The sequence below is a fragment of the Actinomadura sp. KC06 genome, from assembly GCF_004348735.1.
In the GTDB taxonomy this organism is placed as follows: domain Bacteria; phylum Actinomycetota; class Actinomycetes; order Streptosporangiales; family Streptosporangiaceae; genus Spirillospora.
The window spans coordinates 154,587-177,521 of the sequence record NZ_SMKT01000002.1 but is presented as its reverse complement, the minus strand read 5'-3'; the positions used below and the strand labels follow the sequence as shown (position 1 = coordinate 177,521).

18 protein-coding genes are annotated in these 22,935 nt (G+C 68.9%); 5 read left to right on the top strand and 13 right to left on the bottom strand.

The genetic code is table 11. The features are described from left to right. From E1287_RS01685 to E1287_RS01675, 3 genes are all read right to left on the bottom strand, one after another. Positions 1 to 495, bottom strand: a 495-nt coding sequence (locus E1287_RS01685) for a hypothetical protein (protein ID WP_131962807.1), incomplete at its 3' end; no start/stop codon positions are given. Further along, positions 492 to 947: a hypothetical protein gene (locus E1287_RS01680; protein ID WP_131962805.1), complete on the bottom strand. Its 456-nt coding sequence runs from the start codon at positions 945 to 947 to the stop codon at positions 492 to 494. The genes E1287_RS01680 and E1287_RS01685, both read right to left, overlap by 4 nt. After that, positions 931 to 2,064: a hypothetical protein gene (locus E1287_RS01675; protein WP_131962803.1), complete on the bottom strand. Its 1,134-nt coding sequence runs from the start codon at positions 2,062 to 2,064 to the stop codon at positions 931 to 933. Before E1287_RS01675 ends, E1287_RS01680 begins: the two co-directional genes overlap by 17 nt. Before the next feature lie 644 nt (positions 2,065 to 2,708). On the opposite strand from E1287_RS01675, the gene E1287_RS45345 reads away from it, so the two are divergent. The 4 genes from E1287_RS45345 (at position 2,709) to E1287_RS01655 (ending at position 8,314) form a co-directional block, all read left to right on the top strand. Next, positions 2,709 to 5,210: a DUF6531 domain-containing protein gene (locus tag E1287_RS45345; protein ID WP_131962801.1), complete on the top strand. Its 2,502-nt coding sequence runs from the start codon at positions 2,709 to 2,711 to the stop codon at positions 5,208 to 5,210. 176 nt (positions 5,211 to 5,386) lie between these two features. Continuing rightward, the gene (locus E1287_RS01665) at positions 5,387 to 6,517 is read left to right on the top strand and encodes an RHS repeat-associated core domain-containing protein (RefSeq protein ID WP_243718499.1); all 1,131 of its coding nucleotides are present in this window, start codon (positions 5,387 to 5,389) and stop codon (positions 6,515 to 6,517) included. Position 6,518: 1 nt separating this feature from the next. Next, complete coding sequence (locus tag E1287_RS01660) at positions 6,519 to 6,818, top strand: hypothetical protein (RefSeq protein WP_131962797.1); 300 nt, start codon at positions 6,519 to 6,521, stop codon at positions 6,816 to 6,818. Positions 6,819 to 6,910: 92 nt separating this feature from the next. Further along, positions 6,911 to 8,314 carry an MFS transporter gene (locus tag E1287_RS01655; protein WP_131962795.1) on the top strand — a complete coding sequence of 468 codons (1,404 nt, stop codon included), beginning with the start codon at positions 6,911 to 6,913 and terminating at the stop codon, positions 8,312 to 8,314. Between the two features lie 127 nt (positions 8,315 to 8,441). On the opposite strand, the gene E1287_RS01650 is transcribed toward E1287_RS01655, so the two are convergent. The 3 genes from E1287_RS01650 to E1287_RS01640 all read right to left on the bottom strand — a co-directional run bounded on the left by E1287_RS01650 (position 8,442) and on the right by E1287_RS01640 (position 11,437). After that, positions 8,442 to 9,005, bottom strand: coding sequence for a snapalysin family zinc-dependent metalloprotease (locus E1287_RS01650; RefSeq protein ID WP_131962793.1), 564 nt, complete (start codon positions 9,003 to 9,005; stop codon positions 8,442 to 8,444). Between the two features lie 84 nt (positions 9,006 to 9,089). Beyond that, positions 9,090 to 9,839 carry a serine protease gene (locus E1287_RS01645; RefSeq protein WP_165968841.1) on the bottom strand — a complete coding sequence of 250 codons (750 nt, stop codon included), beginning with the start codon at positions 9,837 to 9,839 and terminating at the stop codon, positions 9,090 to 9,092. Between the two features lie 326 nt (positions 9,840 to 10,165). Beyond that, on the bottom strand, positions 10,166 to 11,437 hold the full coding sequence (locus tag E1287_RS01640) for an acyltransferase (protein ID WP_207933961.1): 1,272 nt from the start codon (positions 11,435 to 11,437) through the stop codon (positions 10,166 to 10,168). A 272-nt stretch (positions 11,438 to 11,709) separates the two neighbouring features. On the opposite strand from E1287_RS01640, the gene E1287_RS01635 reads away from it, so the two are divergent. After that, a complete protein-coding gene (locus E1287_RS01635) occupies positions 11,710 to 12,339 on the top strand; it encodes a TetR/AcrR family transcriptional regulator (RefSeq protein WP_207933960.1) in 630 nt (209 codons plus the stop codon). 7 nt (positions 12,340 to 12,346) lie between these two features. Here E1287_RS01635 and E1287_RS01630 read toward each other — a convergent pair whose 3' ends face one another. The 7 genes from E1287_RS01630 to E1287_RS01600 form a co-directional block, all read right to left on the bottom strand. Beyond that, positions 12,347 to 12,892 carry an NADH-quinone oxidoreductase subunit B gene (locus E1287_RS01630; protein WP_131962791.1) on the bottom strand — a complete coding sequence of 182 codons (546 nt, stop codon included), beginning with the start codon at positions 12,890 to 12,892 and terminating at the stop codon, positions 12,347 to 12,349. Positions 12,893 to 13,093: 201 nt separating this feature from the next. Continuing rightward, positions 13,094 to 15,661 carry a glycosyl hydrolase family 18 protein gene (locus E1287_RS01625; RefSeq protein WP_131962789.1) on the bottom strand — a complete coding sequence of 856 codons (2,568 nt, stop codon included), beginning with the start codon at positions 15,659 to 15,661 and terminating at the stop codon, positions 13,094 to 13,096. Positions 15,662 to 15,670: 9 nt separating this feature from the next. Next, a complete protein-coding gene (locus tag E1287_RS01620; protein WP_131962787.1) occupies positions 15,671 to 16,576 on the bottom strand; it encodes a DUF305 domain-containing protein in 906 nt (301 codons plus the stop codon). A 39-nt stretch (positions 16,577 to 16,615) separates the two neighbouring features. Beyond that, the gene (locus E1287_RS45340; protein WP_243718495.1) at positions 16,616 to 17,473 is read right to left on the bottom strand and encodes a lytic polysaccharide monooxygenase; all 858 of its coding nucleotides are present in this window, start codon (positions 17,471 to 17,473) and stop codon (positions 16,616 to 16,618) included. Between the two features lie 55 nt (positions 17,474 to 17,528). Further along, entirely contained in the window at positions 17,529 to 19,295 is a 1,767-nt protein-coding gene (locus E1287_RS01610) for a glycoside hydrolase family 18 protein (RefSeq protein ID WP_131962785.1), read from the bottom strand. A 63-nt stretch (positions 19,296 to 19,358) separates the two neighbouring features. Further along, positions 19,359 to 20,900 (bottom strand): glycosyl hydrolase family 18 protein, encoded by a 1,542-nt coding sequence (locus tag E1287_RS01605; protein ID WP_165968840.1) that lies wholly within the window; start codon positions 20,898 to 20,900, stop codon positions 19,359 to 19,361. A gap of 482 nt (positions 20,901 to 21,382) precedes the next feature. Then, positions 21,383 to 22,906, bottom strand: coding sequence for a cellulose binding domain-containing protein (locus tag E1287_RS01600; protein ID WP_243718494.1), 1,524 nt, complete (start codon positions 22,904 to 22,906; stop codon positions 21,383 to 21,385). Between the last annotated feature and the right edge of the window lie 29 nt (positions 22,907 to 22,935).

Genomic DNA, 22,935 nt, shown 5'->3' with positions numbered 1-22,935 from the left:
CTGTTCTCCCACCTGCCGATCCCGTTGAATTGCGAGCCACCGCTTGGCGTGGTCCGCCGAAGCCCTCAGGAATTCGTCCAACCCTGTCTCGTCGAAGCGTGCCTTGTCGGTGAGATCGAGCAACACGGTCATCTCGACATCCATCATGGCTCGCATGTCGGCGCCATACGGTTCGTGGTCATTGAGGGTCTCGTCGCCAAGGGCAGCGCGGATCATGCATTCGGCCACACGAGGATTGACTTGTGATGCATCGTCTCCGAGGGAGATCCGTAGATCGGCCACATATCGGAGTATCTGCGCCACAGAATATTTCGGTGCGAACTTTCGGTGCACGGCCACGGCGAACGCCGAATACACCATCAATGTGTGACCGATAGCAGCCGTATCTTCCGTCACGCTCTCATACATTTTTGCGGCGGCGAGATCAAACCTCAGCAGTGATCGCAACGCGGCGACGTGCTCGTCGTGCACCTCAACGCCCGTGTAGTCGGTCATTGAACTGCTTTCTCCGCCATTCTCCTCACCTTCGCCATGAAGGCATCGAATTCGGCTTGGCTCGGGTTGGCGTCGTGGATCAGTGCAGCGAGCAGAAGCAACTTCGTTGCCAGTGCCACATTGCCCTTGATGTCATCGTTCGCATCGAGGGGCAGTTTGCCGATGACGAATAGTATGAGTCGTTCAGCAATGTCTGGATCGATGTCGTCGGCCACGTCTGGAACTCGCTCGCGCGTGTAGGCGATGAACTCGATGACCTCGGCGTCATCGGCGGGCACTCCATCTCTGAGGAAGCGGTCCCTGGAGGCTTCGAAGAAGGCCGCAGAGACCAGCGCATTGTACGCAACATTGTCCTCGGCCTGGTCCAGTCGTTGCAATATCTGACGGTGCTCGTCGTAGCGGCCTTCGAGTTGGGCGCGCAGGGCCGCCACTTGGTTATCGGTGATCGCCATGTTCATTTCCTCTCATTCGCCGTATTCCGTTATGAGCGCGACGCCCGAGCTCGGCAACAACGATCGCAACACCGATCACGCCGGTGGCCGCGTCTCCATAGTTCGCAATATGCTGGGTGTCAGTAAACTGAGGATTCCTGTCATGAACGACACCGGGATGCCCGGTCGGCGGCCTGTCCCCGAGAATCTTTTGCGCCTTGATGCCGACATCATTGATGGTCTTGACTGCTTCCTCTACGTTGTCATTCCTGGTCGATCGTAGGAACCTATTCCAGTCCGAATCATCTTCGGGGTCGGGTTCGGACAGGTCCTGGTTCTCGTTGATTGGGGTTAGGGGTTCGCCGCGTTCGCGGGTTAGGGCGCCGGCGCTGGCGGGGTCGAGGTCGGCGCGGGTCGGGAGGCCGGCGAATGGGTCGGTTTCGGTCTCCTCGGCGGCCGGGGATGCGGGCTGGTTCTCAGGGTTCCTACCACGGTCCTCATTGGTGCCGTCCGAGTTTTCGTCCGGTCTTTCCTCGCCCTCGGGGGACGGCTGGATGTCATCGCGTTCGGTGGGCTGTTGGCCGGTGTTCGGTTCGCCGGGCTCGACGCTCTCCGTCCCCGTTTCGCCGCTGCCGGAGGCTGGTTCGCGGTCGGCGGGCAGGGGTTCGCTGCCCTCGGGGGCGGTCGTGTCGCTGGCTGGCGTGTGGTTGGTGCGTTCGTCCGGTGGGGTGGTGTCCGCGACCGGCTCGCGGTTGTCCTCGGACGTGTCCGTCCCCTGCGCGCGTGCCCACGACTCGGCTCTTGGTCCGCGCGGTGTGTCCCGGTCATTCTCCGTTGGCTGCTGGACGTCGCTCTTCTCGGCGCCGGGCTCGTCGTCCTTCGTCTCGTCCGAGTCCTGCGGTTCCTGCGGCTCGGCTTCGGTCTCGGCGGGTGCGCGGGCGGCGGCGCGGCTCTCCAGCCGCGACTGCTGTCCTGGTGAGCCCGGCCTGTCCGGTGGTGGCTGGGAGGTGCTGTCGGGCGCTTGCGGCTGGTCGGGGGTCTCCGTCTTGGTGTCGGTCCCGCTGGTGTGGTCGACGCCCACCATCAGCCCTTCCGCCGGACGGCGCCGAGCCGATTCCTCGCCGACCGGCCCGGTCATGGTCGGACGCAACCCGGAACGCGCGGGGCCAACGCCCGGAAACGCCGCCCGACAATGAAACCGTCAACGCCGGAGAATTGCACTCCCCCCGACCAATGATCAGAAATCAATCACACGAATCCGTGACGAGGTGCCTGGGCATCCTTGCCCTTCGGCTGTTGACGCAGGACGCGCCGACGAACTACATGTTAAGTGCCTAACATCCGCCGAATTCGCAAGCGTCCGGGACGCACCTGCACCATCGGCCTCACCTGTCCGCGCCGCGCGTCGGAGGTGCGGCGAAGTGGCACTGGCGGAGCCGCTCCGCCTGGACGACGTTGAGGCAGGACTCGGATGGGGCATGGCGGGCTCGGCTGGGTCAGCCGCGCCCCCGGCCTGGCCGTCTAACCCTTGTAACGCGCGCGCGGGCTGAACTGCTTGATGTCGGGCGTTGCAGCTCACCTTCGCCTAGGACAGGGAACGGCAGAAAACCCGTCCACCGTCAAGGCTCTGTGGAGCATGGGGAATGGCGCGCGAGGTGGGCGGACGCCCTGTGAGTGGCCGAGTGTCGTGGGGTGCGCTCGTCTGTGGTGAGACGCGGGCTGGGTGATAGATTCCCGGTGATTTATCCCTTATGTGTACTGCTGGGATCGGAGCGCTTCACGGTGGGAAGGCGTAAGGGCGGGCCGAAGCTGCCCGGTGCGGGTAAGGGCGTCTTCCACAAGATGGCCGGGCATGCGTTCCCCGCCCCCAAGCGCCGCGGCGGCGGTCCGGGCGGCGGCGGTGGTAAACCCGGCGACGGCAAGCCTTCGGGAAACGACGGCAAACCCGGCGACGGCAAACCCGGCGACGGCAAACCCGGTGGCGACAAGCCCGACAAGGACACGACGCAGAAAGAGTCCCGCGACACTGGGGACAAGACCACCACCAAAGACCCGATCGACCTCGCCACGGGTGAGGTGCTCTTCTCCCAGACGGACGTCCAGCTCGCGGGGGTCCTGCCGCTGGTCCTTGAGCGGACGCACCTGTCCAGCCACCGGCGAGGACGGCTCTTCGGCGCCTCCTGGGCCTCGACGCTGGACCAGTACCTCGAACTGGAGGCGACCGGGATCGCTTACGTGGCGTCCGACGGGATGGTGGTGCGGTTCCCGCTGGTCAACATCCCTCGTGTCGTGACCCGTCCGGTCGAGGGCGCCCAGCACCGGCATCTGGCGATGACCGGCGACGGCGGCTACACGCTCACCGACGGACGCACCGGCCGCACGCTGCACTTTCCGGCACCCGGCGCGCAGACCGGGTGGTCCCGGCTTCCCCTGGCCGCGATCACAGACCGGAACGGCAACCGGATCGACCTGGTGTACGACGAGGGCGGCGCCCTCAACGAAGTCCGGCATTCGGGCGGCTATCGGATCGCCGTCGACACCATTCCGTCCCAAAGCCCGATCGGCGAATGGCGCATCAGCGCGCTTCGACTGCTCGTCCAAGGCGAGGCGGACGGCGTCGTCCTGATGCGGTACGGCTACGACGCCCAGGGCGATCTGGCCGAAGTCATCAACGAGTCCGGCCGGCCGCTGCGGTTCTTCTACGACGACGAGCACCGCATGACCGGGTGGCGGGACCGTTCCGGCCACGGCTACGACTACACCTACGACGAGCGCGGCCGCGCCATCGCGGGGACGGGAACCGGTGGCCATCTCAACACCCGTATCCGTTTCGTGGAACCCGACGCCACGGGCATCAGGCGTACCGTCCAGACCGATTCCCTGGGGCACGGCACCACCTACGAGTTCAACGACGCCTACCAGCTCATCGCCCAGACCGACCCGCTCGGCAACACCACCCGCTACGAGCGCGACCGTCACAACCGGGTTCTGTCCTTCACCGATCCGCTCGGCCACACCACGCGGTTCGCCTATGACGAAGTCGGCAACATCACGTCCATCGGCCGGACGTCCGAGAGCCGTACCGTCGCCGTCTACAACGAGCTGAACAAGCCGGTGCGGATCACCGGGCCGGACGGCGCCGTCTGGCGGCAGGAATGGGACGAGCGAGGCAATCTCGTCAGCCGTACCGATCCGCTCGGCGCGACGACGACCTACGGCTACAACGAGCGGGGCCACCTGCTGACGGTGACCGATCCGCTGGGCGACGTCACAAGGTTCGAGGTGGACGGCGCCGGGCTGCCGCTGTCCGTCACCGACCAGCTCGGCAACACCTCCCGCTACCAGCGCAACAGCCTGGGCCGCATCACGGCCGCGACCGACCCGGTCGGCGGAACCACCCGCTTCGAGTGGACGATCGAAGGGAAGCCCCTCAGCCGGACGCTGCCGTCCGGATCCGCCGAACGCTGGCAGTACGACGCGAACGGCGACCTCATCGCCTACACCGACGCGGCAGGGCAGCTGACCCGTACCGAGTACGGGCCCTTCGGCATCCCATCGGTCCAGTTCGGTGCCGACGGGTCCCGGTTGGAGCTGGCGTACGACGCCGAGCTCCGCCTCGCCTCCGTCACCAATCCGCAGGGCCTCGTCTGGCGCTACGAATACGACGCCGCGGGCAGGCTCGTCCAGGAAGCGGACTTCAACGGCCGCACACTGCGCTACGAGCACGACGCCCTGGGACGGCTCGTCGCGCGCCGCAACGGTGCAGGCGAGCTCACGCAGTACGTCCGCGACCCGCTCGGGAAGGTCGTCGAGCAGCGGTCCGGAGACGCGGTCACCACGTACGCCTACGACCCGGCGGGCAGGCTGACCCACGCGACGGGGCCCGGCGTCGACCTGCGGCTGAGCTACGACGCGAACGGCCGGGTCGTCACCCAGGAGTGCAACGGACGCGTGCTGCGCGCCTCCTACGACGCGCTCGGCCGCCGCGTGCGTCGCCCACACCGGCCGGGGCCGAGGCGTCTTGGGCCTACGACTCCGCCGGACGGCTCGCCGAACTGCACACCGACGGTCAAGCACTCCGGTTCTCCTACGACGCGGCCGGCCGGGAGGTGCGGCGCGCCATCGGCACCGGCGTGGTCGTGGATCAGCGGTGGGACGCCGACCACCACCTCATCGACCAGGCCCTGTGGTCGCTGGTGCCCACGGCCGAGCCGCAGCTGCTGCAGCATCGGGCCTACGGATACCGGGCGGACGGGAACGTCACCGCTATCAATGATCGGCTGAACGGCCCGCAGTCGTTCGAGCTCGATCAGGCCGGGCGGGTGACGGGCGTCCACGGCCACGGGTGGACGGAGCGGTACGCCTACGACGCCGCCGGCAGCCCCGTCCACGGGTCGGGCTCGCGCGGACCGGACGGCCCCGGCCTCCCGGCCGACCGGACGTTCACCGGCCCCCGGCTGATGCACTCGGGACGGACGTCGTTCGAGTACGACGAGCAGGGACGCGTCATCACGCGCCACGTCAGGACGCTGTCCGGCCGCCGGGACAGCTGGCGGTACGGCTGGGACGCCGACGACCGGCTCGTCTCGGTCAGCACGCCGTCCGGCGATACCTGGCAGTACTTCTATGACCCGTTCGGGCGACGCGTCAGCAAGCGGCGGTACGGCTCGGGGCAGCTCGTCGAACAGGTCGATTTCACCTGGGACGGGACGACGCTGGTCGAGGAGGACTCGTCCCGCCACGGCCGCAGGCAGGTCAGGACCTGGACGCACGACCCCGGATCGTTCCGGCCCGCGACGCAGACCCGCAGAACCTGGAACGAATCGCAGCAGAAATATGACGAAGAGTTCCACGCCATCATCACCGATCTCGTCGGCACGCCACGGGAACTGGTGCAGCCGGACGGGAGGCTGACGCAGTCGTCCAGGGCCGACCTGTGGGGGGCGTCCCAGCACACTTCGGACTGCCCGTTCCGATTCCCCGGTCAGTATCGAGACGAAGAAAGCGGGCTGGACTACAACCTTCACCGCTATTACGACTCCACGACCGGCCGCTATTTGAGCAGCGACCCGATCGGGCTGCTCGGCGGCGCCAATCCTTACGCCTATGTGAGCAACCCCGTCCGCAGAATCGACCCCTCGGGCCTCACCGACACCGACCCTCCCTATTTCCGCGGGACGACCAAGGGATGGCCCGGCGGCGAGAACATGCAAAAGGCGGGGGTCGCATCCGTGACGACCGACCCCGGCGTCGCGACGATCTTCGCCACGCAGTCGGCGAGCGAGTACGGCGGCGAGGGGGTCGTGCAGATCCACCGCCCCGGCAACCTCCAGGACGTGGAGAAACTCGGCCCCGGCTACATCCCGAGAGAAGCCGAGATGGGCCTCGGGATCCAGGCGTCCGACCTCGCAGACCGCGCCAACCAGACGATCCCGGCCGCCCGCGCCCGCTCCATCCTCTCGGACATGGGATACGATATTCCGCCCAACATCACCACCGGCGACCTCAACCGGATTCTGGAAACGACTCCGAAACTCTCGCCGGACGAAATCCAGGACTTCATGGACAGGGCGGGTTCTTGTGGATCATGAGGTGCAGCTGCAGATCTCCGCACCCGTGGAGACCGACGGCGAAGGCGCCTTCCTCGTCATAGTGCGCACCCTGCAGGGAACTGTTTGGCCGGGTGTCAGGCTGGACGCGGTACGAGACGACGCCGGTAAGGAACGTCCTGCCGATCTGACGGTCCAGCGCATTTGGCTTTTCCAGCGCGAGGTCGACCTGCTCAGCCCCGGCTCGACCGGAAAACTGCGGATCACCGGAGACTCTGGCGGCGTCCTCACCGAGAACTCCGTCCTCCTGGGCCGAACAGCCGAGGAGCACTCCCGAAGCTGAGACGCGCGGGCGGGTCCTAGGTCTATGGGACCTTGTGGGTTGGGTCTGGTGGCCGACGCGGGGGAGGGGCGGGCGAGTGCACCCTGTAAGGCATGACCACGACCCATGAGCCCGCAGTCGCCGGCAAAGACGCGCCACGTCTAACGACACCCGGGTGGGCGGCGGTGCTCGCCGCGTCCATCGGGCAGTTCCTCGTCGTCCTGGACATCTCCGTCGTCAACGTCGCGCTGCCGGACATGCGCGCCGGGCTCGGGCTCGGCGCGACCGGGCTGCAATGGGTCGTCAACGCCTACTCGCTGACGTTCGCCGGGTTCCTGCTGCTCGGCGGGCGCGCCGCCGATCTGTTCGGACGCAAGCGCGTCTTCATCGCGGGGCTCGGCCTGTTCACCGTGGCCAGCCTCGCGGGCGGGTTCGCGCAGGACGCGAGCATGCTCATCGGCGCCCGCGCCGTGCAGGGGCTCGGGGCTGCGATCCTCGCGCCCGTCACGCTCTCGCTGATCACCGCCACGTTCCCGGACGGTCCCGCCCGGACGCGGGCGATCGCGATGTGGACCGCCGTCGGCACCGCGGGCGGCGCGACCGGCGGGCTGGTCGGCGGGCTGCTCACCGACTATCTGAGCTGGCGCTGGGTGTTCCTGATCAATGTCCCGGTCGGGCTTGTCGTGGGGTTCATCGCCGTCCGGTGGCTGCGGGCGGAGCGCCTGGCCGGCGGGCGGCAGCGGCTCGACCTGCCGGGGGCGGTGCTCGTCACGGCGGGCGTCGGGCTGCTGGCGTTCGGCATCGGCGAGACCGAGAAGCACGGCTGGTCGGCGCTGTTCCCGGTTCTGGCGGGGCTCGCGTTGCTGGCGGCGTTCGTCGCGGTGGAGGCGCGGACCTCGCAGCCGCTGGTGCGGCTCGGGCTGTTCCGGCTGCGCAGCGTCGCGGTCGGGAACCTCGCGACGCTCGTCGGGACGATGGCGGGTTTCGCGCTCTGGTACTTCCTGTCGCTCTACATGCAGAACGTCCTGCACTACAGCGCGGTGCGGACGGGCCTGTCGTTCCTGCCGCACACGGCGGGCATCATCATCGGCTCCCGGCTCGCGCCGACGCTCATGGCCCGCATGGACCCGCGGCTCCTCGCCGGTGCGGGCGGGCTGCTGGCCGCCGCGGGGTTCGCGTGGCAGAGCGTGGTGCTGGACGCCGACGGGACGTTCGCCGGCTCGATCCTCGGCCCCGGCGCGACGATGGCGCTCGGGTTCGGGCTGCTGATGACGCCGCTGGTGCAGGCGTCCACGGCGGGCGCTCCGTCGTCGGAGGCGGGGGCCGTGGCGGGGGTCGTCAACACGTCCCGGACGATCGGCGGCGCCATCGGCCTCACGGTTCTCGGGACGGCCGCGGCCCGCTCCGGCGCGGACCTGGTGGACGGATACTCGACGGCGTTCGTCGTCGCCGCGGTCATCACCACGGCGGGAACGGCGCTGGTGGCGTTCTTGCCGCGTCCCCAAAAGCGAACCTGAGGGCGCCTGCCGGAAGGAACGGACGCCCTCAGGTCGCGTTGAGGGGGCGGCGGGGATCAGTGAACCTCTTTCATCCGGCCCGTCCGCACGTGCAGGGTTTGTGCGGGCGCGCCGAGCTGGAAGGGGTTCAGTGGCGAGCCAGGATCGGCGCCTCGCTCAGGACGGCACCGGGCTTGAAGCCCATGCGGCCGTTCTGGAAGTTGCGCTCGACCTCGGCGATCTCCGCCGCGTTGGGGTTCGGGTTCTTGCAGGTCGTGCCGGCGCTGGCGCCGGACATCAGGTCCGTGCACAGGCCGGTGCGCCGGTCCGGCAGGCCGAGGATGTGCCCCAGCTCGTGGGACGCGATCCGGATCTCGTAGTGGCCCTGCTGGGTGGCCTGGCGGCCCATCCAGACGGTGCCGCGGCCGAGGCTCGTCACCTGCGCGCGGGGCCAGCCGTTGTCGGCGAGGATGCGGACGTCGCCGGGCGTGCCGGGAACGAACTCGACGTTCTGGACGTGCTCGTTCCAGATCTTCGCGCCCTCGTCCCACGCCGCCTTGAACTCGGCGGCCTGGCTTGTGTCGTACCGGATCGTGCGGACGTTGGACTGCTCCGGCGCGGGCGCCGCCGAAGCGGACACGCCGGTGCCGGTCAGGAAGGCCAGGCCGAGCAGCAGCGCGGCGCAGACCCTCAAGAACTTGCTTGCGACCATGGATACCTCACAGTGTGGGAGCGGATGAGGCGCCCTCCGCCGGGCACCGCGCTCCGGCGGAGGGCACGTTCATTCCTGAGACGGTCAGCGGGTCGCGCTCGCGGCGCCGCCGATGATCTGGAGGATCCGGGTGCGGTAAGCGGCCGTGTCGCTGTAGATGGCCGGGCCCTGCGCGCAGGTCTGGCCGCCGCGGCTGGTGGCGCCGACGAGCTCCCACGCACCGGGTCCGCCGGTCACGGCCGGTCCGCCGGAGTCGCCGTAGCAGGCGCCCTTGCCGTTGCCGCCGTCGGTGCAGATCTCGTTCGCCGCGTCGATGCCGGAGCAGCGGCTGTCGGCGACGATGGTGGTGTCGAGCTGCTGGAGCTGGATGGGAGCGCCGCCGCAGCCGCGGGTCGGGCAGGTCTGGCCCCAGCCGATCAGGCGGGTGGCCGACCCGACCGGCGCGGTCTGCGCGATCGGGATGGGCTTCATCGTGGACGCGCTGGACAGGCGGAGGATGGCGAGGTCGCCGCCGATGACCTGGCGGCCCGAGACCTGCCGGACCTCGCCGCCCGCGTTGTAGGTCTGCGTGCCGATCCGCACCTGGGCGGGCTGGCCGCAGTGCGTCGCGGTGATGACCCACGTCGGCGCGACGAGGGAGCCGCCGCAGCCGTGCCGTCCGCCGTTCTGCAGCGAGGCCATGAACGTGTAGGTCTCCGTGGCGGGCACGCCGCCGACGATGTTGGTCCGTGGCGGCGGCGACGGCTGCGTGTCCGCGTTCGCGTTCGCGACGGACGTACCGGCCAGCGTCAGGAACGCAAGCGGTACAGCAGTCAACAGTCTGCGCTTCCTCATGAGCGGGGGGTCCTTTCATGGGGGTGGAAGAAGAAACGTGGTGACCGCCTGGCCCTGCCGGTCCCCGGCCGGTGCCACGGGCGTGCCGTGGCGCCGGCCCCATGCCCACGACTATTTACCACCCGTGCAGAAATGACCAATGACAGAATGTGCACCCGCCCCCCGGATAGAACGCCTTCTACGCAGAAAGCGGGGACGACCTGCGGATCTTCTACGTGCACGCCTCGTGACTGAACGAAGACCCATTTTTTCAATCCGGCCGCTGAGCTGTGAAAACGCTGCTCCGGGGCGTCCGCGCCGGGCGGCGCCTGTGAACGCGCCGCGGGTCAGGAGGCGAGGACCTGGGGCTGGACGGGGGCGTCCTGGCGGGCCGGGCGGGTGAGGCGGCGGCCGAGGCGCTGCGCGGGCGCCTCGATCCAGCGCTGCGACGCCCAGCTCACGGCCAGCAGCACCAGGACGAAGAACACCAGGCCGACGACGTCCTCCCGGCCGGAGATGTCCAGGAACTGCGCCGCCACCATCAGCAGCAGCGGGTGCAGCAGGTAGACCGAGAAGCTGATGGTGCCGAGGCCGGTGGCCCAGCGGGGGAACCGCCGGTGCCGCCACCGCCACGCCGCCGCGAACGCCGCCGCGGCGGCCAGCACCGTGGCGCACCAGGCGAGCTGCGCCTTCCAGCCGTAGGGCGCCGCGTGCCAGGTCCCGGTGCCGAGCGAGCCCGCCAGGACGACCGTGCACGCCGCGACGGCGGTGCGCCGGCCGATCTGGCCGTGCTCGGCGCGGTGGACGGCGGTCCCGGTGAACATGATCGCCAGCATGATCAGGCCCTCCCAGGCGTCGATGCGCCCGTTCGCCGTGACCAGCAGGACGGCGAGCAGCCCGCCGAGCAGCCCCCCGGCGACGCGCGGCGTGGGGCGCTTCGACACCGCCGCCGCGATCGCCACCACCACGCCCGCGGCGGTCACGGCGACGACCGGGCCGGTTCCGGCGGTGCGCGACAGCAGCGCGGCGGGGGCGTACGCGCCGGTCAGCAGGCCCGTGGCGGTGAGCGCGACGGCCACGACCGCGACGACGGTGAGGACGGCCGCCGCCGGTGCGGAGCGGCGGTGCCCGCCCACCACGAACAGCGCGACGATCAGCAGGTAGAAGGCCATCTCGTACGACAGCGTCCACAGGACGTTCATCACGTTGGGGACGTTCAGGACGTCCTGCAGCATCGTCAGGTGCGCCAGGACGGCCGTCGCGGGGGAGTACTGCTCCAGCCCCGCCCGGAGCCCGAGCACGCCCAGCAGGAACGGCAGGATCGCGAGGAAGCACGCCACCGAGAGCAGCGGGTAGATGCGGAAGAACCGGCCGATCCAGAATCCCCGCACGCTGCCGCGACGCTCCAGCGAGGCCGGCACGATGTACCCGCTGACCAGGAAGAACACCAGGACGCCCGCCATGCCGGGGTCGAACCAGTCGGCCATCTGGATCCGCAGGGACGGCAGGTACACGTAGCTGGCGTGGTGCAGCGCCACCGCCAGCGCCGCCCCGCCGCGCAGCGCATCGAGCCACCCAAGCCGGGACGTCGCGGAGGAAACACCCGAAGCGGGAATCATTACGACAGACTAGACGGCCCCGCGCCGGGCGCCAGGGAATGGACCGGAACGGTTTCCGCCGCCGCGCCTTTGCCGCCGAGTCGCAAGGGCCGGGCCCTCGATCACGCACCGGTCGGCCGGGAAACGCTTGATCAACTCGCGTTTCCGTCCCCTGGCGGGCTGAAGATCACAGATGTGGCGACCGCCCGCGCGACGACCGCGCCGACCTGGCCGGGGACGCCCCGGTCCTCGACACGGAGTGACCTCGCGTCACCGTCGGCTAAGGTCTGCACGTGGGATCCGAAAAGGCCGTGCTGCCGCCGGAGCGGCGCCGTGAACTGCTCGACACGGCGATGCGGGAATTCGTGCGCCACGGTTTCGACGGCGCGTCGCTGAACCGCATCATCCGTTCCTGCGGAATGAGCAAGAGCTCTTTCTACCACTACTACGAGTCGAAAGAGGCATTGTTCGACGCGGTCGTGACCGCCATCGCGGACGGCCTCCGCGACTCCGTGAAAGTGCCGGATCCGGACGAATTCGCCGTCCCCGATTTCTGGGACGCGGTGGCGCGGCTCTCCGACGACCTGATGCGCGCCGCCGGACGGGACCGCCGCCTCATCGACCTCTGGCGGCTCTTCTACGTCTCCGACGCGCCCGCCCCCGACGGCGGGCCGCTGGGCCGGGTCAAGGCCGGGATCGACGGCTGGCTCGGCGGCGTCCTGGCGGCGGGCCGCTCGGTCGGGGCCGTCCGCGACGACCTGCCGCCGTCCCTGCAGAGCGAGGTCACGCTGGCCCTGCTGTGGACGATCGACGCGTGGACCCTCAAGAACCTCGACGACATCGACGTCGCCGAGGGACGGCGCCTGGCCGGCCTGCAGCTCGGCATGCTCCGCAGGCTCCTCGCCCCTCCGGCCGCGCCCTGAGATCTCCTCAAAGGCCGATCTTCGACGGCCGCCGATGCGAAAGGGCGCCTTCTTCGAGTTCGGCGATCTCCGCCTTGCGGTCCGCGCCGAGCGTGCTGTTCTGAATCTTGTCGTGGAGCTTGAGGATCGTGTCCAGCAGCATTTCGGGCCGGGGCGGGCAGCCGGGAAGGTAGAAGTCCACCGGCACGATGTGGTCGGCGCCCTGCACGATCGCGTAGTTGTTGAACATCCCGCCGGACGACGCGCACACGCCCATCGCGATGACCCATTTCGGCTCGGTCATCTGGTCGTAGAGGCGCCGCAGGACCGGCGCCATCTTCTGGCTCACCCGGCCCGCGACGATCATCAGGTCGGCCTGCCGGGGCGTGGCCGAGGCGCGCTCCATGCCCCAGCGGGCGAAGTCGTGCCGGGCCATGCCGACGTCCATCAGCTCGATCGAGCAGCAGGCCAGCCCGAAGGTCATCGGCCATAGCGAGCTCGACCGCGCCCACCCGGCGACCTTCTCCACCGTGGTCAGCAGGAAGCCGCTGGGAAGCTGTTCCTCAAGTCCCATGGGAACGACGATACCCAAGAGTGGACCAGGTGGTCCAAAGTCCGGCGCGTGAACTGGACCACGTGGTCCACACCCCCCATGAAAGGACGGACGCGCCTCCCGCGGTGGAGTGCGCGTCCGTCCGAAATGGGTCAGGGCCGGTGCCGTGCTGGCGCAAGGCGGCACCGGCCCTGGGTCTCGCGGGATCAGGGGGTCAGGAGATCAGCTCCCCAGACTCTGATCCAGCGTCTGGGTGAGGATGCCCGGATCGCCGGACATCTCCCAGATCATCGCGCCGAGCATGTTCTTGCTCTTCAGCCAGGCGACCTTCTTCTGGATCGACCAGGGGTCGTCGAACGTCCACCATTGACCGTTGTCTCCGGTGAAGCAGGACGTCGCCACCGCCTGTTCGTCGTGGACGATCCGGCAGTTCGGCACGCTGGCCAGCAGGTTGCTGTAACCGCGCGTCCCGGCCTCTTCCTGGAACTGGCCGGGGGCCGCGCCGTTCGCGTCCTGCCATTCGCCGCTCTTGCCGCCGTCCTTGACCTGCTGCCAGCCCCGGCCGTAGTAGGCCAGGCCGATGGTCAGCTTGCGCGGGTTGATGCCCGCGTCGAGGTACGGCTGCACCGCGTTCTCGACGCTGAAGTGGAACGGGTACGGGTCATCGGTGTCGGTGTACAGGTTGCCCTGGTGGCCCGTCCGCTTGGGCTCCCAGGAGTTGTCGCTGCCCGCGCCGTGGAAGTCGTAGCCCTGGATGTTGAACATGTCCATGTACTTGTTGACCTCGGCCAGCTCCCAGCCGGCCTCGATCTTCGCCGGGTCCGCGGGGGTGAACGCGGTGAGCTGGTAGCGCTGGCCGGTGCTCTTCGTCAGCTCGTCCATCTGGCGGCGGAACTCGGCGATGAGCAGCGTGTTGTTGCGCTTGTCGTCCGGGCTGACGTGGTTGCCCGGGTGCCCTTCGGCGCCCGGCCACTCCCAGTCGAGGTCGATGCCGTCGAAGATCCCGGCGCCGGTGCCCGGCCCGCCCTTGCCGTTGTACACGGGCAGGTTGCCCTTGATGTAGATGTCGAGGCAGGACTGCACGAACTTCTTGCGGGACGCGTCGGTCTTGGCGGCGTCGGAGAAGTACTTCGAGTACGTCCAGCCGCCGAGCGAGATCAGCACCTTCAGGTGCGGGTGCTTCTTCTTGAGCTTCAGCAGCTGGTTGTAGTTGCCCTGGAGCTTCTCCCAGCCGGTGTCGGCGACGCCGTCCACCGACTGCGCGGCGCTGAACGGGCGCCCGTAGTCGGCCTCGGCGTCACCCGCGCCGTCGCCCTGGTTCGGGTCCTGCGGGTTCTGCGAGGTGCCCTTGGTGACACCGTGCAGGCAGGTCAGGTTGACCGGGTCGATGTTGCCGAAGGCGTAGTTGATGTGGGTGAGCCGCCGCGCGTTCCCGGTGGTGTCCAGGTTCTTCACGAAGTACTGGCGGCCGTAGATGCCCCACTGGACGAAGTAGCCGACCCTGGCGTAGCCCTCACCGACGATGTCGGACGTCTTCACCTTGATGGCGTCGCTTGCCCCGGACACGTTGTCGTAGGTGTCGCGGGCCTTGACGGTGAACGTGTACTCGGTGGACGGGGACAGGCCCCCGACCTTCGCCGACGTGCCGATCACGGTCGTCGCGACCTTGCCGTCGACCAGGACGTCGTAGTTCGCCACGCCGCTGGCGTCGGACGAGGCGCTCCACGAGAGCGACACGCTCCCGGCGTCCTTGGCGGTGCTGCGCAGGCCGCCCGGGGTGGAGGGCGCCGTCGTGTCATCGGCCGGGTTGTTCGTCCTGACGGTGACCGGCGTGCTGGCGGGCGACAGGCCGCCCTTGCGGTCCCGCGCCTTGACGGTGAACGTGTACTCGGTGTTCGGCGTGAGGCCGGTGACCGTGGCGTTCGTCTCCGCCACCGTGGTCGCGAGCGCGGAGCCGTTGTACACCTCGTAGGCGGTGATCGGCAGGCTGCCGGGGGTCGCCGCGTCCCACTTCAGCGAGACGGTCTTCGTCGTCTTCACCGGGGCCGTGAGGTTGCCGGGCGCGGACGGCAGCACGTCGCCGCTCCCGTCGCAGTTGACGTCGTTGACCCGGCAGGTCACCGGTTCCGCGCCCGCTCTGCTGACCGTGAACGTCGGGCTGTACGGCTCGGTCGTGCGGCCCGACTGGATCGTGGAGTTGTAGTGGGCGGGGGAAAGGGTGAACGTGCTGCCCGTCTGGGTGATCGAGCCGTTGTCGGCGCCGCTGGCGGTCACGCCGGACGGCAGGGTGAACACGATCGACCAGTTCGAGATCGTCGCGCCGGAATTGTTCGCGACGATGAACTTGGCGCGCGATCCCTCGATCGAGTATTCCGCGGTGACGCCCGCCGCCTCCGGCGGATCCTCACCCGAGCCGTCGCAAGCCGCGCCGTTCAGCAGACAGTTCGTCGGCTGCTCGGTGGCGGAGCTCAACGTGAACGTCGGGCTGTAGGGCTCGGTGTTCCCGCCCGCGCGGACGGTGTTGATATAGAACAGCGGACGGAGCGTCACCTTCGTCCCATTCTGCGACAAGGTGACGTTCTGCGGGTTGCGCGCGGTCACACCCGCGGGGAGCTCGAACGTCAGCGTCCAGTTGCTGACGGCGGCCGTGCCGGGATTGGAGACCACATATTTTCCGGTCGTCCCGGACAAACTGAAGGCGGCCGTCAGCCGGTCCGCCGCCTGGGCGGGAGCGACGGCGAGCGCGGCCAAGACGATGAAAGTGGTCAGGATTCCGATTATTCGGCGCATGCCGAACACCTACTTCCGGTGGGAGTCTTCCGGGGGTCGGGTTCCTTCCGGGGATCGGAGAGCTTTCAGGGACGGGAGTGCCTGCGGGGATCGGGGTGCCTTCTGGGATGGGGGACGGAGAATGGCCAGCATCTGTTCGATCTGCGCCGACCGGGACCGGTCGACGCGCTCCGCCAGCCGCCGCGTCCAGCCGTCCTCGCCCCTGCCGGTCTCGAGCCGGGCCATCTGGACCGCGTCGTCCTGATGGCCGATCAGCAGGTTGAGGAACTGGCGTTCGAACTGGTCTGGCGGGGTCCGCTCCAACGCCGCCAGCTCGGCGTCGGTCGTCTCCGGCATGCCGCCGTGCGCGGCGTGCTCGTGCGAGTCCGCGCGCAGCGGCCGCCGCCACTCGCGCAGCCGCTGCTGCATCTCCCTCGCCTCGGCGACCTGGGTGGTCTCGATCGCCGCGGCCAGGGTCTTCACCTCGGGGCTGACCGGATGCCGCTTCGCCAGCCGGACCAGCTTCACGCCCTGCTCCTGATGGGGAAGCATCATCTGCAGGAACATCACGTCGTCGGAATTGAACCCGTCTCCGCCCCGCGACGCGGGGGCGGAGCCGCCGGACGGCGAACCGCCGGCGGCCCCGCACTGGGCGAACACCAGGAGAGCGCACGCGACGAGGAGCGCCAGCGCGCCGTACTTCACGACACCGCGCTTCACCGCGGGGCGTCCCGCAGCGCGGCCGTCCGTCACAGGGGGTTCGGCCGGAGGGGTGGGCTCGGCCGTGTGGCGGACGGTGACGCGGCGGTCGGCCGCCGGGCGGTCGGCCGCGGGAGGATCGGCCGCGGGCCGGCCCCGCTCCGGGTCCCCCGTGGTGGCGGGGTCCCCGGGCGCGGGCCGTCCCGTGGCGCGGCGGTCGGTCGCGTGGCGCTTCATATGGGGCAACTCATCGCGTGCGCATCATCCTCGTCGCGCTCAGACCTTCTGCCAGAGCGCCGCGGTGTTCGCGGGTTCCCAGCCGGCCAGCGCCGTGTGCGGCTGAAGGCACTTGTACGTCGCGCCGTTGTAGGTCACCTGCTGGCCCGCGCTGTAGGCGGTGCCGGCCGTCCAGGTGCCGCTCGGCGGGTCCGTCGGCGGGTCGGTGGGAGGGTCGGTCGGGGGATCGGTCGGCGGGTCGGTCGGGGGCGTCGTCGTTCCGCCGAAGTCGACGTCCGAGCAGGTGTAGAAGGCCTCCGCGCTGCCGACCACCCGCTGCCAGATCGAGTACAGGATGTGCCGGCCCGTGCGCGGCGGGATGTTGATCGTCCACTTGGTGAACGTGGTCGGGTTCTGGCGGTTGAACGTCTGGATGTGCACCAGGTCCGACCAGCGCAGCGGCTGCGTCGGGCTCCAGCCGTCACGGGTGATGTAGAACTCGAAGTTGCTCGCCGAGTGCGGCGCGGAAGCGTGGTAGGTGATCGTCTGCGCGCCGGACGACATCCGCTTGGCGGGCCAGTCGGCGCGCGGCAGGTCCAGGCCGCGGTACTTGGCGCGCCCGGCGCTGCAGAGCTGACCGTCCGGGATGAGCTGCCGGTGCCGCCCGCCGGCCTCCAGCAGCGACACCTCGTTCCAGTCGTAGAACGCCTGGGTGCCGCCGGCGGCGACGGCCGCCTTGCACGCGTCCGACTTCGGGGTCTCCGGGCCCTCGTTCTTGCAGACGTAGACGCGGCTCGGCGGGTCGGACATGGTCCCGTGCGCGCTCGCGCCGGAGGAGGTGCCGAGCACCACCAGCGCGGACGCCGCGGGGACCGTGACCGCGACGGCCGCGACCTTTCTCGATCGGGTCGATCTCACTTCGTTTCCTTCCGGTGGGGGTGGGTTCCTCAAAAGGTCTTCGGGGTCTTCGGCGCTACGGAAGGCCGTTGAGGAATGGCTCGTGGGCGTTCATGAACTCCCACTTGAAGTAGTGGTCCCAGTTGATCGACCAGGTCATCAGCCCGCGCAGCGCCGGGGACGTCCCGCCACGCAGCGTGTACGAGCCGCAGCCCGTCCCCTTGACCAGGCAGTTCACCGCCTGATGCACCTGGGCCGGCGAGGTGTGGCCGTTGCCCGCGGGGATCGCGGCGGGCAGCCCGATCCCGATCTGGTCGGGCCGCAGCCCGGGGAACGTGTGACCGGTGTTCGCGACCGGGAACCCGGCCTTCACCATGTCGGTCATCGCGATGTGGAACTCGGCGCCGCCCATGTTCTTGTACTGGCCGTCGAGCCCCATCACCGGGCCGGAGTTGTAGTCCTGGACGTGCAGGACGGTCAGGTCGTCCCGCATCGCGTGGATCACCGGGAGGTAGGAGCCCGTCCGGTTGTCCCCGCCGCCGGCGCCGCCGTAGAACTGATAGCCGACCTGCACGAAGAACGTCTCCGGGGCCATCGTCAGCACGAACTTCTCGCCGTACTTGGCCTTCAGCGTCTTCAGCGCGGAGATCAGGTTGACGATCACCGGGGTCTTCGGGTTGCGGAAGTCGGTGTCGCCGCTGTTGAGGTAGAGCGAGTGGCCCTCGAAGTCGACGTCCAGACCGTCCAGGCCGTACTTGTCGATGATCGCCGAGACGGACCGGACGAACGCGTCCCGCGCGCCGGTCGTCGTGAGCTGCACCTGGCCGTTCTGGCCGCCGATCGAGATCAGCACCTTCTTGCCCTGCGCCTGCTTCGCGCGGATCCCGGCGATGAACTCCTCGTCGCTCTCCACGTTCGGGCACTCGCTCACCGGGCAGCGGTTGAACCGGATGTCGCCGGACGTCACCGACGTCGGCTCGCCGAACGCGAGGTCGATGATGTCCCACGCGTCCGGGATGTCCGCCATCCGGACGTAGCCCGAGCCGTTGGCGAAACTCGCGTGCATGTAGCCGATGAGCGCGTGCTTCGGCAGCCCGGTGTCGACGCAGCCGCCCGTCCGGCCGCTGACCGGCGCGGACCTGGCCGACTCGCCGACGTCGTTGTACGCGGCGACCGTGTAGCTGTGCGAGCTGCACTTGGCCAGGCCGGAGATGGTGGCGCTCGTCCCGGTCACGGTCGCCTTCAGCGCCGTGCCCTCGTAGACGCGGTAGCCGGTGACCGTCCCGGACGCCGGTTCCCACGACAGCGCGATCGAGTTGTCGGTGACCGCGCCCAGCTTGGGGGCGGCGGGCGCGCCCGGCACTCCGGGCTGGGGTTCGCCGCCGGGGCCGTCCAGCTCCACGTCGTCCGCGTGGTAGGCGCCGGTGCCGTACCAGCCGTGCAGGAAGATCTCCGCGGACTTCTGGTCGGCTCCGGTCGTGAACGACACCGTCAGCTTGGTGTAGTTCGACGCGGACGGGATCCACGTCTTCGCCCCGCCGGTCACGCCCATGTGCACGTAGCTGCCGCGCACCCAGGCCGACAGCGTGTAGGCCGTGTTCGGCTGGACGCTGACGGTCTGCGTGCACTGGCCCGTGCTGCCGGCGGTCACACCGCCGGCGAGCGCGTACGACCCCGTGCGCACCGGAGTGGTGACGACGGAACCGCCGCTCGCGCACGTCCAGCCGCTCAGCGACCCTGTCTCGAAACCGGCGTTGGCCAGTACGTTCTCAGCTTGCGCCGGGCTCGGGAGCCCGACGAGCAGCCCGGCGGTGAGAACCGCCGGGGCCCAGATCTTCTTCATGTCCGTCCCTCTGGCGAAGCGTGTCCCGCTCCCGTGGCGTGTCCGCCACGGGAGCGGGACCGGTTACGGCAGCGTGTCCAGGTGCGGGCCGACGGTCCCGGCGAACCGGCCGCCGTTGGTGACGTCCCAGTTGATCGACCAGGTCATCGCGCCGCGGATGTCCGGATACGTCTTGGACGGCTTGAAGGTGCCGCAGCTCGTGCCCTTGGCGAGGCAGTCGAGCGCGTTGTTGACCAGCCCCGGCTGGACGACCCCGCCGCCCGCCGCACCGGCGCCCGCCGGGAGACCCAGCGCCACCTGGTCGGGACGCAGCCCGTTCTCGAGCTGGATGCAGGCCAGCGCCGTCATGAAGTTCAGCGTTCCCTGCGAGTACACCTGCTGGTCGCAGCCGAGCATCGTCCCTGAGTTGTAGTACTGCATGTGGACGACGGTCAGGATGTCCTTGATGGCCAGCGCGAGCTGGAAGTACGCCCCGCCGGTGGACTGCATGTCGACTGTCTGCGGCGCCATCGTGATGATCATCTCGTTGCCGACCTTGGCGCGGATCGCCCGCAGCGCCTGCCCCATGTAGGTCGGGTTGAGGCCGTTCTCCAGGTCGATGTCGACGCCGTCGAAGCCCCACTCGGAGATGATGGAGCTCATGGAGTCGGTGAACAGGGTCGCGGCGCTGCTGTTGCCGACCCAGATCGCGCCCTTCTCGCCGCCGACCGACAGGATGACCTTCTTGCCCTTGGCCTGGAGCGCCTTCACGTCCGCCTTGAACTGCTCGTCGGTGTAGCCGCCGACCGCGCTGGCCAGACCCGGGTCGACCCTGAAGCTGACCTCGCCGAAGCGGGTCGTCGCCTCGCCGAACGCGACCGCGATGACGTCGTACTCGGCGGGCACCTGGGAGAGCTTCAGCGGACGGGCCTGGTTCACGAAGTTGTGCCAGTAGCCGGTCAGGAAGTGCTTGGGCAGCGCGCTGCTCACGCATCCGCTGGTCGTGCTCGTGACGGCGGTGCTGGCGGCCGACTCACCGTTGTCGTCGTAGGCCTTGATCGTGTAGCTGTGCGTCGAGCACTTCGCGAGGCCGCCGATCGTGGCGGTGGTGCCGCTGACCGTCGCGCGCAGGTCGGAGCCCTCGTAGACGCGGTAGCCGGTCGGCGTGCCGGAGGCGGGCTGCCAGCTGAGCGTCAGCGAGGTGTCGGTCCGCGCGGTGACGGTCGGGTTGCCGGGCGCGCCGAGCTCGCCGGGATTGCCGGTGTCACCGCCGCCGCACGGATTGCCGTTGAACGTGCAGTTCTCAGGGGCTCCGGGACCGTTCCCGAGGAACCCGAACGTGACGGAACCGCCCGCGGGCACCGCGGCGTTGTAGTTGCGGTTCTGGAATGTCTGGCGCTGCCCGTTCTTGGTGAGGAGGGCGTCCCAGTACGAGCCGACGGTCGTCCCGGCGGGCAGGTCGAACTCGACCTTCCATCCGTTGATCGCCTGGTCGGACGCGTTGGTCAGCGTGAAGCGCCCTTCCCAGCCGGAACCCCAGTCGTTGGGCTTGGTGAACGTCGCGGCGAGCGTCGCGGCGCTGGCCTGGGAGCCGCCGAGCGGCGCGAGGAGCGCGACGAGGAGCACGGCTATGACACTGAGAACCGAGCGGACACCGATAACCGAGCGGGTACTGAGAACCGGCCGGACACTGGGAACGGAACGGGGGCGCAAGTCTGCGTGGGGGCGCAACTCTCACTCCATCGGTAGGAAGCTTGGCGGATTCCCCCGAACCCCGAGTAGGTCACTGCTGCTAGATCGCTAATCGATAGGAAGGTTTCCTATCAGTTTTGAAAGCAAGGTAACGAGCCTCCGTGACCTGGGCAAGCCCTTTCCGGAACCTCGCCACCTGCATAGAGCAACCACCCCAGCTTGAACACCGAACCAGCCCGGGCCCGCCCGAATATCGGCACTACCTGCCCGGCGATGGCCCGTTCCATTGGCGATACTCGCCAATTAGGCCATTGGAGGAACTCGGCGGAACACCCGCCCGGTGTGCCAATCGGCGGATGGCGGAAAGGGTGCGGCCCGCGTCCCCGGAGCTGGGACGCGGGCCGCCTGGAGGGTGGTCAGAAACCGGCAGTGATCTTGCTGAACTGCCAGTCGGTCTGGTCGGTGCCGCTGCCGGGACGGTCGCGGTTGACCGCCCAGAACGTCAGCCTGGCCAGGTTCTTCTGCTTGGCCCAGTCGCGGATCTGGGTCCAGATCGCGGTGGTCGTGATCTCGCCCACGTCGGACCGGCCGTTCATGCCGGAGATGCCCATGTGGGTGTAGGCGACCTCGTCGGACCACTTGAAGGCCGACACCAGAGCCGCCTTGAGGCCCTCGGACGACTTGACGGTGTTGCCGTACATGTCCGAGTGGCCGTTGAAGTTGAACGGCATGATCGACCAGACGTCCACGGGGACCTGCAGCTCGGCCGCGCGGTCGATGAGGCGCTTGCCCCACGAGTTCGGGCCGCTGGCGAGGACGGGGAGCGTCAGGATCGTCTGGATGCCGGGGTTCTTCTGCTCGACGATCTTCAGGGCGCCGAGGATCCGGTCCTGGACGGCCGGGTTCTCGAACTCGTCGGTGTTCTCGATGTCGACGTCGATGGACTTGAGGCCGTAGGCGTCGATGACCTTCTGGTAGGCGCCGGCCAGGGCCTCGGGGGTCGAGCAGTTCGGGCCGAGCTTGTTGCCGGACCAGCCGCCGATGGACGGCATGATGTCACCGCCGGCCGCGCGGATCTTGTTGATCGCCTGCTCGTCCACGCCGCCCTTCAGCGGGCGCTGGCTGTCCCAGGCCGGGTTGCAGCCGTTCTGAGCCAGGATGAAGGCCATCGTGAACATCTTGATCCCGGACGCGTTCATCACCGTGACCGGGTCGGGCGGGTTGCCCCAGCCCAGGTAGAGGTAGGGGGCGGCGTGCTTGCCGACGTCCGGCACGGTGCAGCCGCTCGTGGTGCCGGAGACCGCGGATCCCGCGGACTCGCCGACACCGTTGTACGCCTTGACCGTGTAGGTGTGGTTGGAGCACTTCTCCAGTCCGGAGATGGTGGTGCTCGTCGCGTTCACCGTCGCGCGGACGTCGTCGCCCTCGTAGACGCGGTAGCCGGTGACCGTCCCGGACGCGGGGCCCCACGACAGGGTCAGGGAGCTGTCCGTCTTGCCGGTCACCGAGACCTCGCCGGGAGCGGAGGGCGCTCCGGGGGTGGTGTCGCCGCTGCAGGATCCGCCGTTGACGGTGCAGTTCGTGGGAGCACCCGAACCGCTCACCAGGAACCCGAAGGTGACGGACGCGCCGGCGGCGACGGTGGCGTTGTAGTTGCGGTTGGTGAAGGTGGCGTGCTGCCCGGACTTGGTGAGCAGCGCGTCCCAGTAGGAGCCGATGGTCGTGCCGGACGGGAGGTCGAACTCGACCTTCCAGCCGGAGATCGCCGACTCGGTCGCGTTGGTGATCGTGTATCGGGCCTCGTACCCCGAACCCCAGTCCGCGGCCTTGGTGAAGGTCGCCTTCGCCGTCGACGCGGCGTTCGCCGGCGTCGGGACGAGCAGTGCGAGGACAAGGGCACAGAGGGCGGTGAAGAGGAGGCCAGGGCGGAATCTTGTCAATTTCACTCCCGGGAAAGGAGATGCGGACA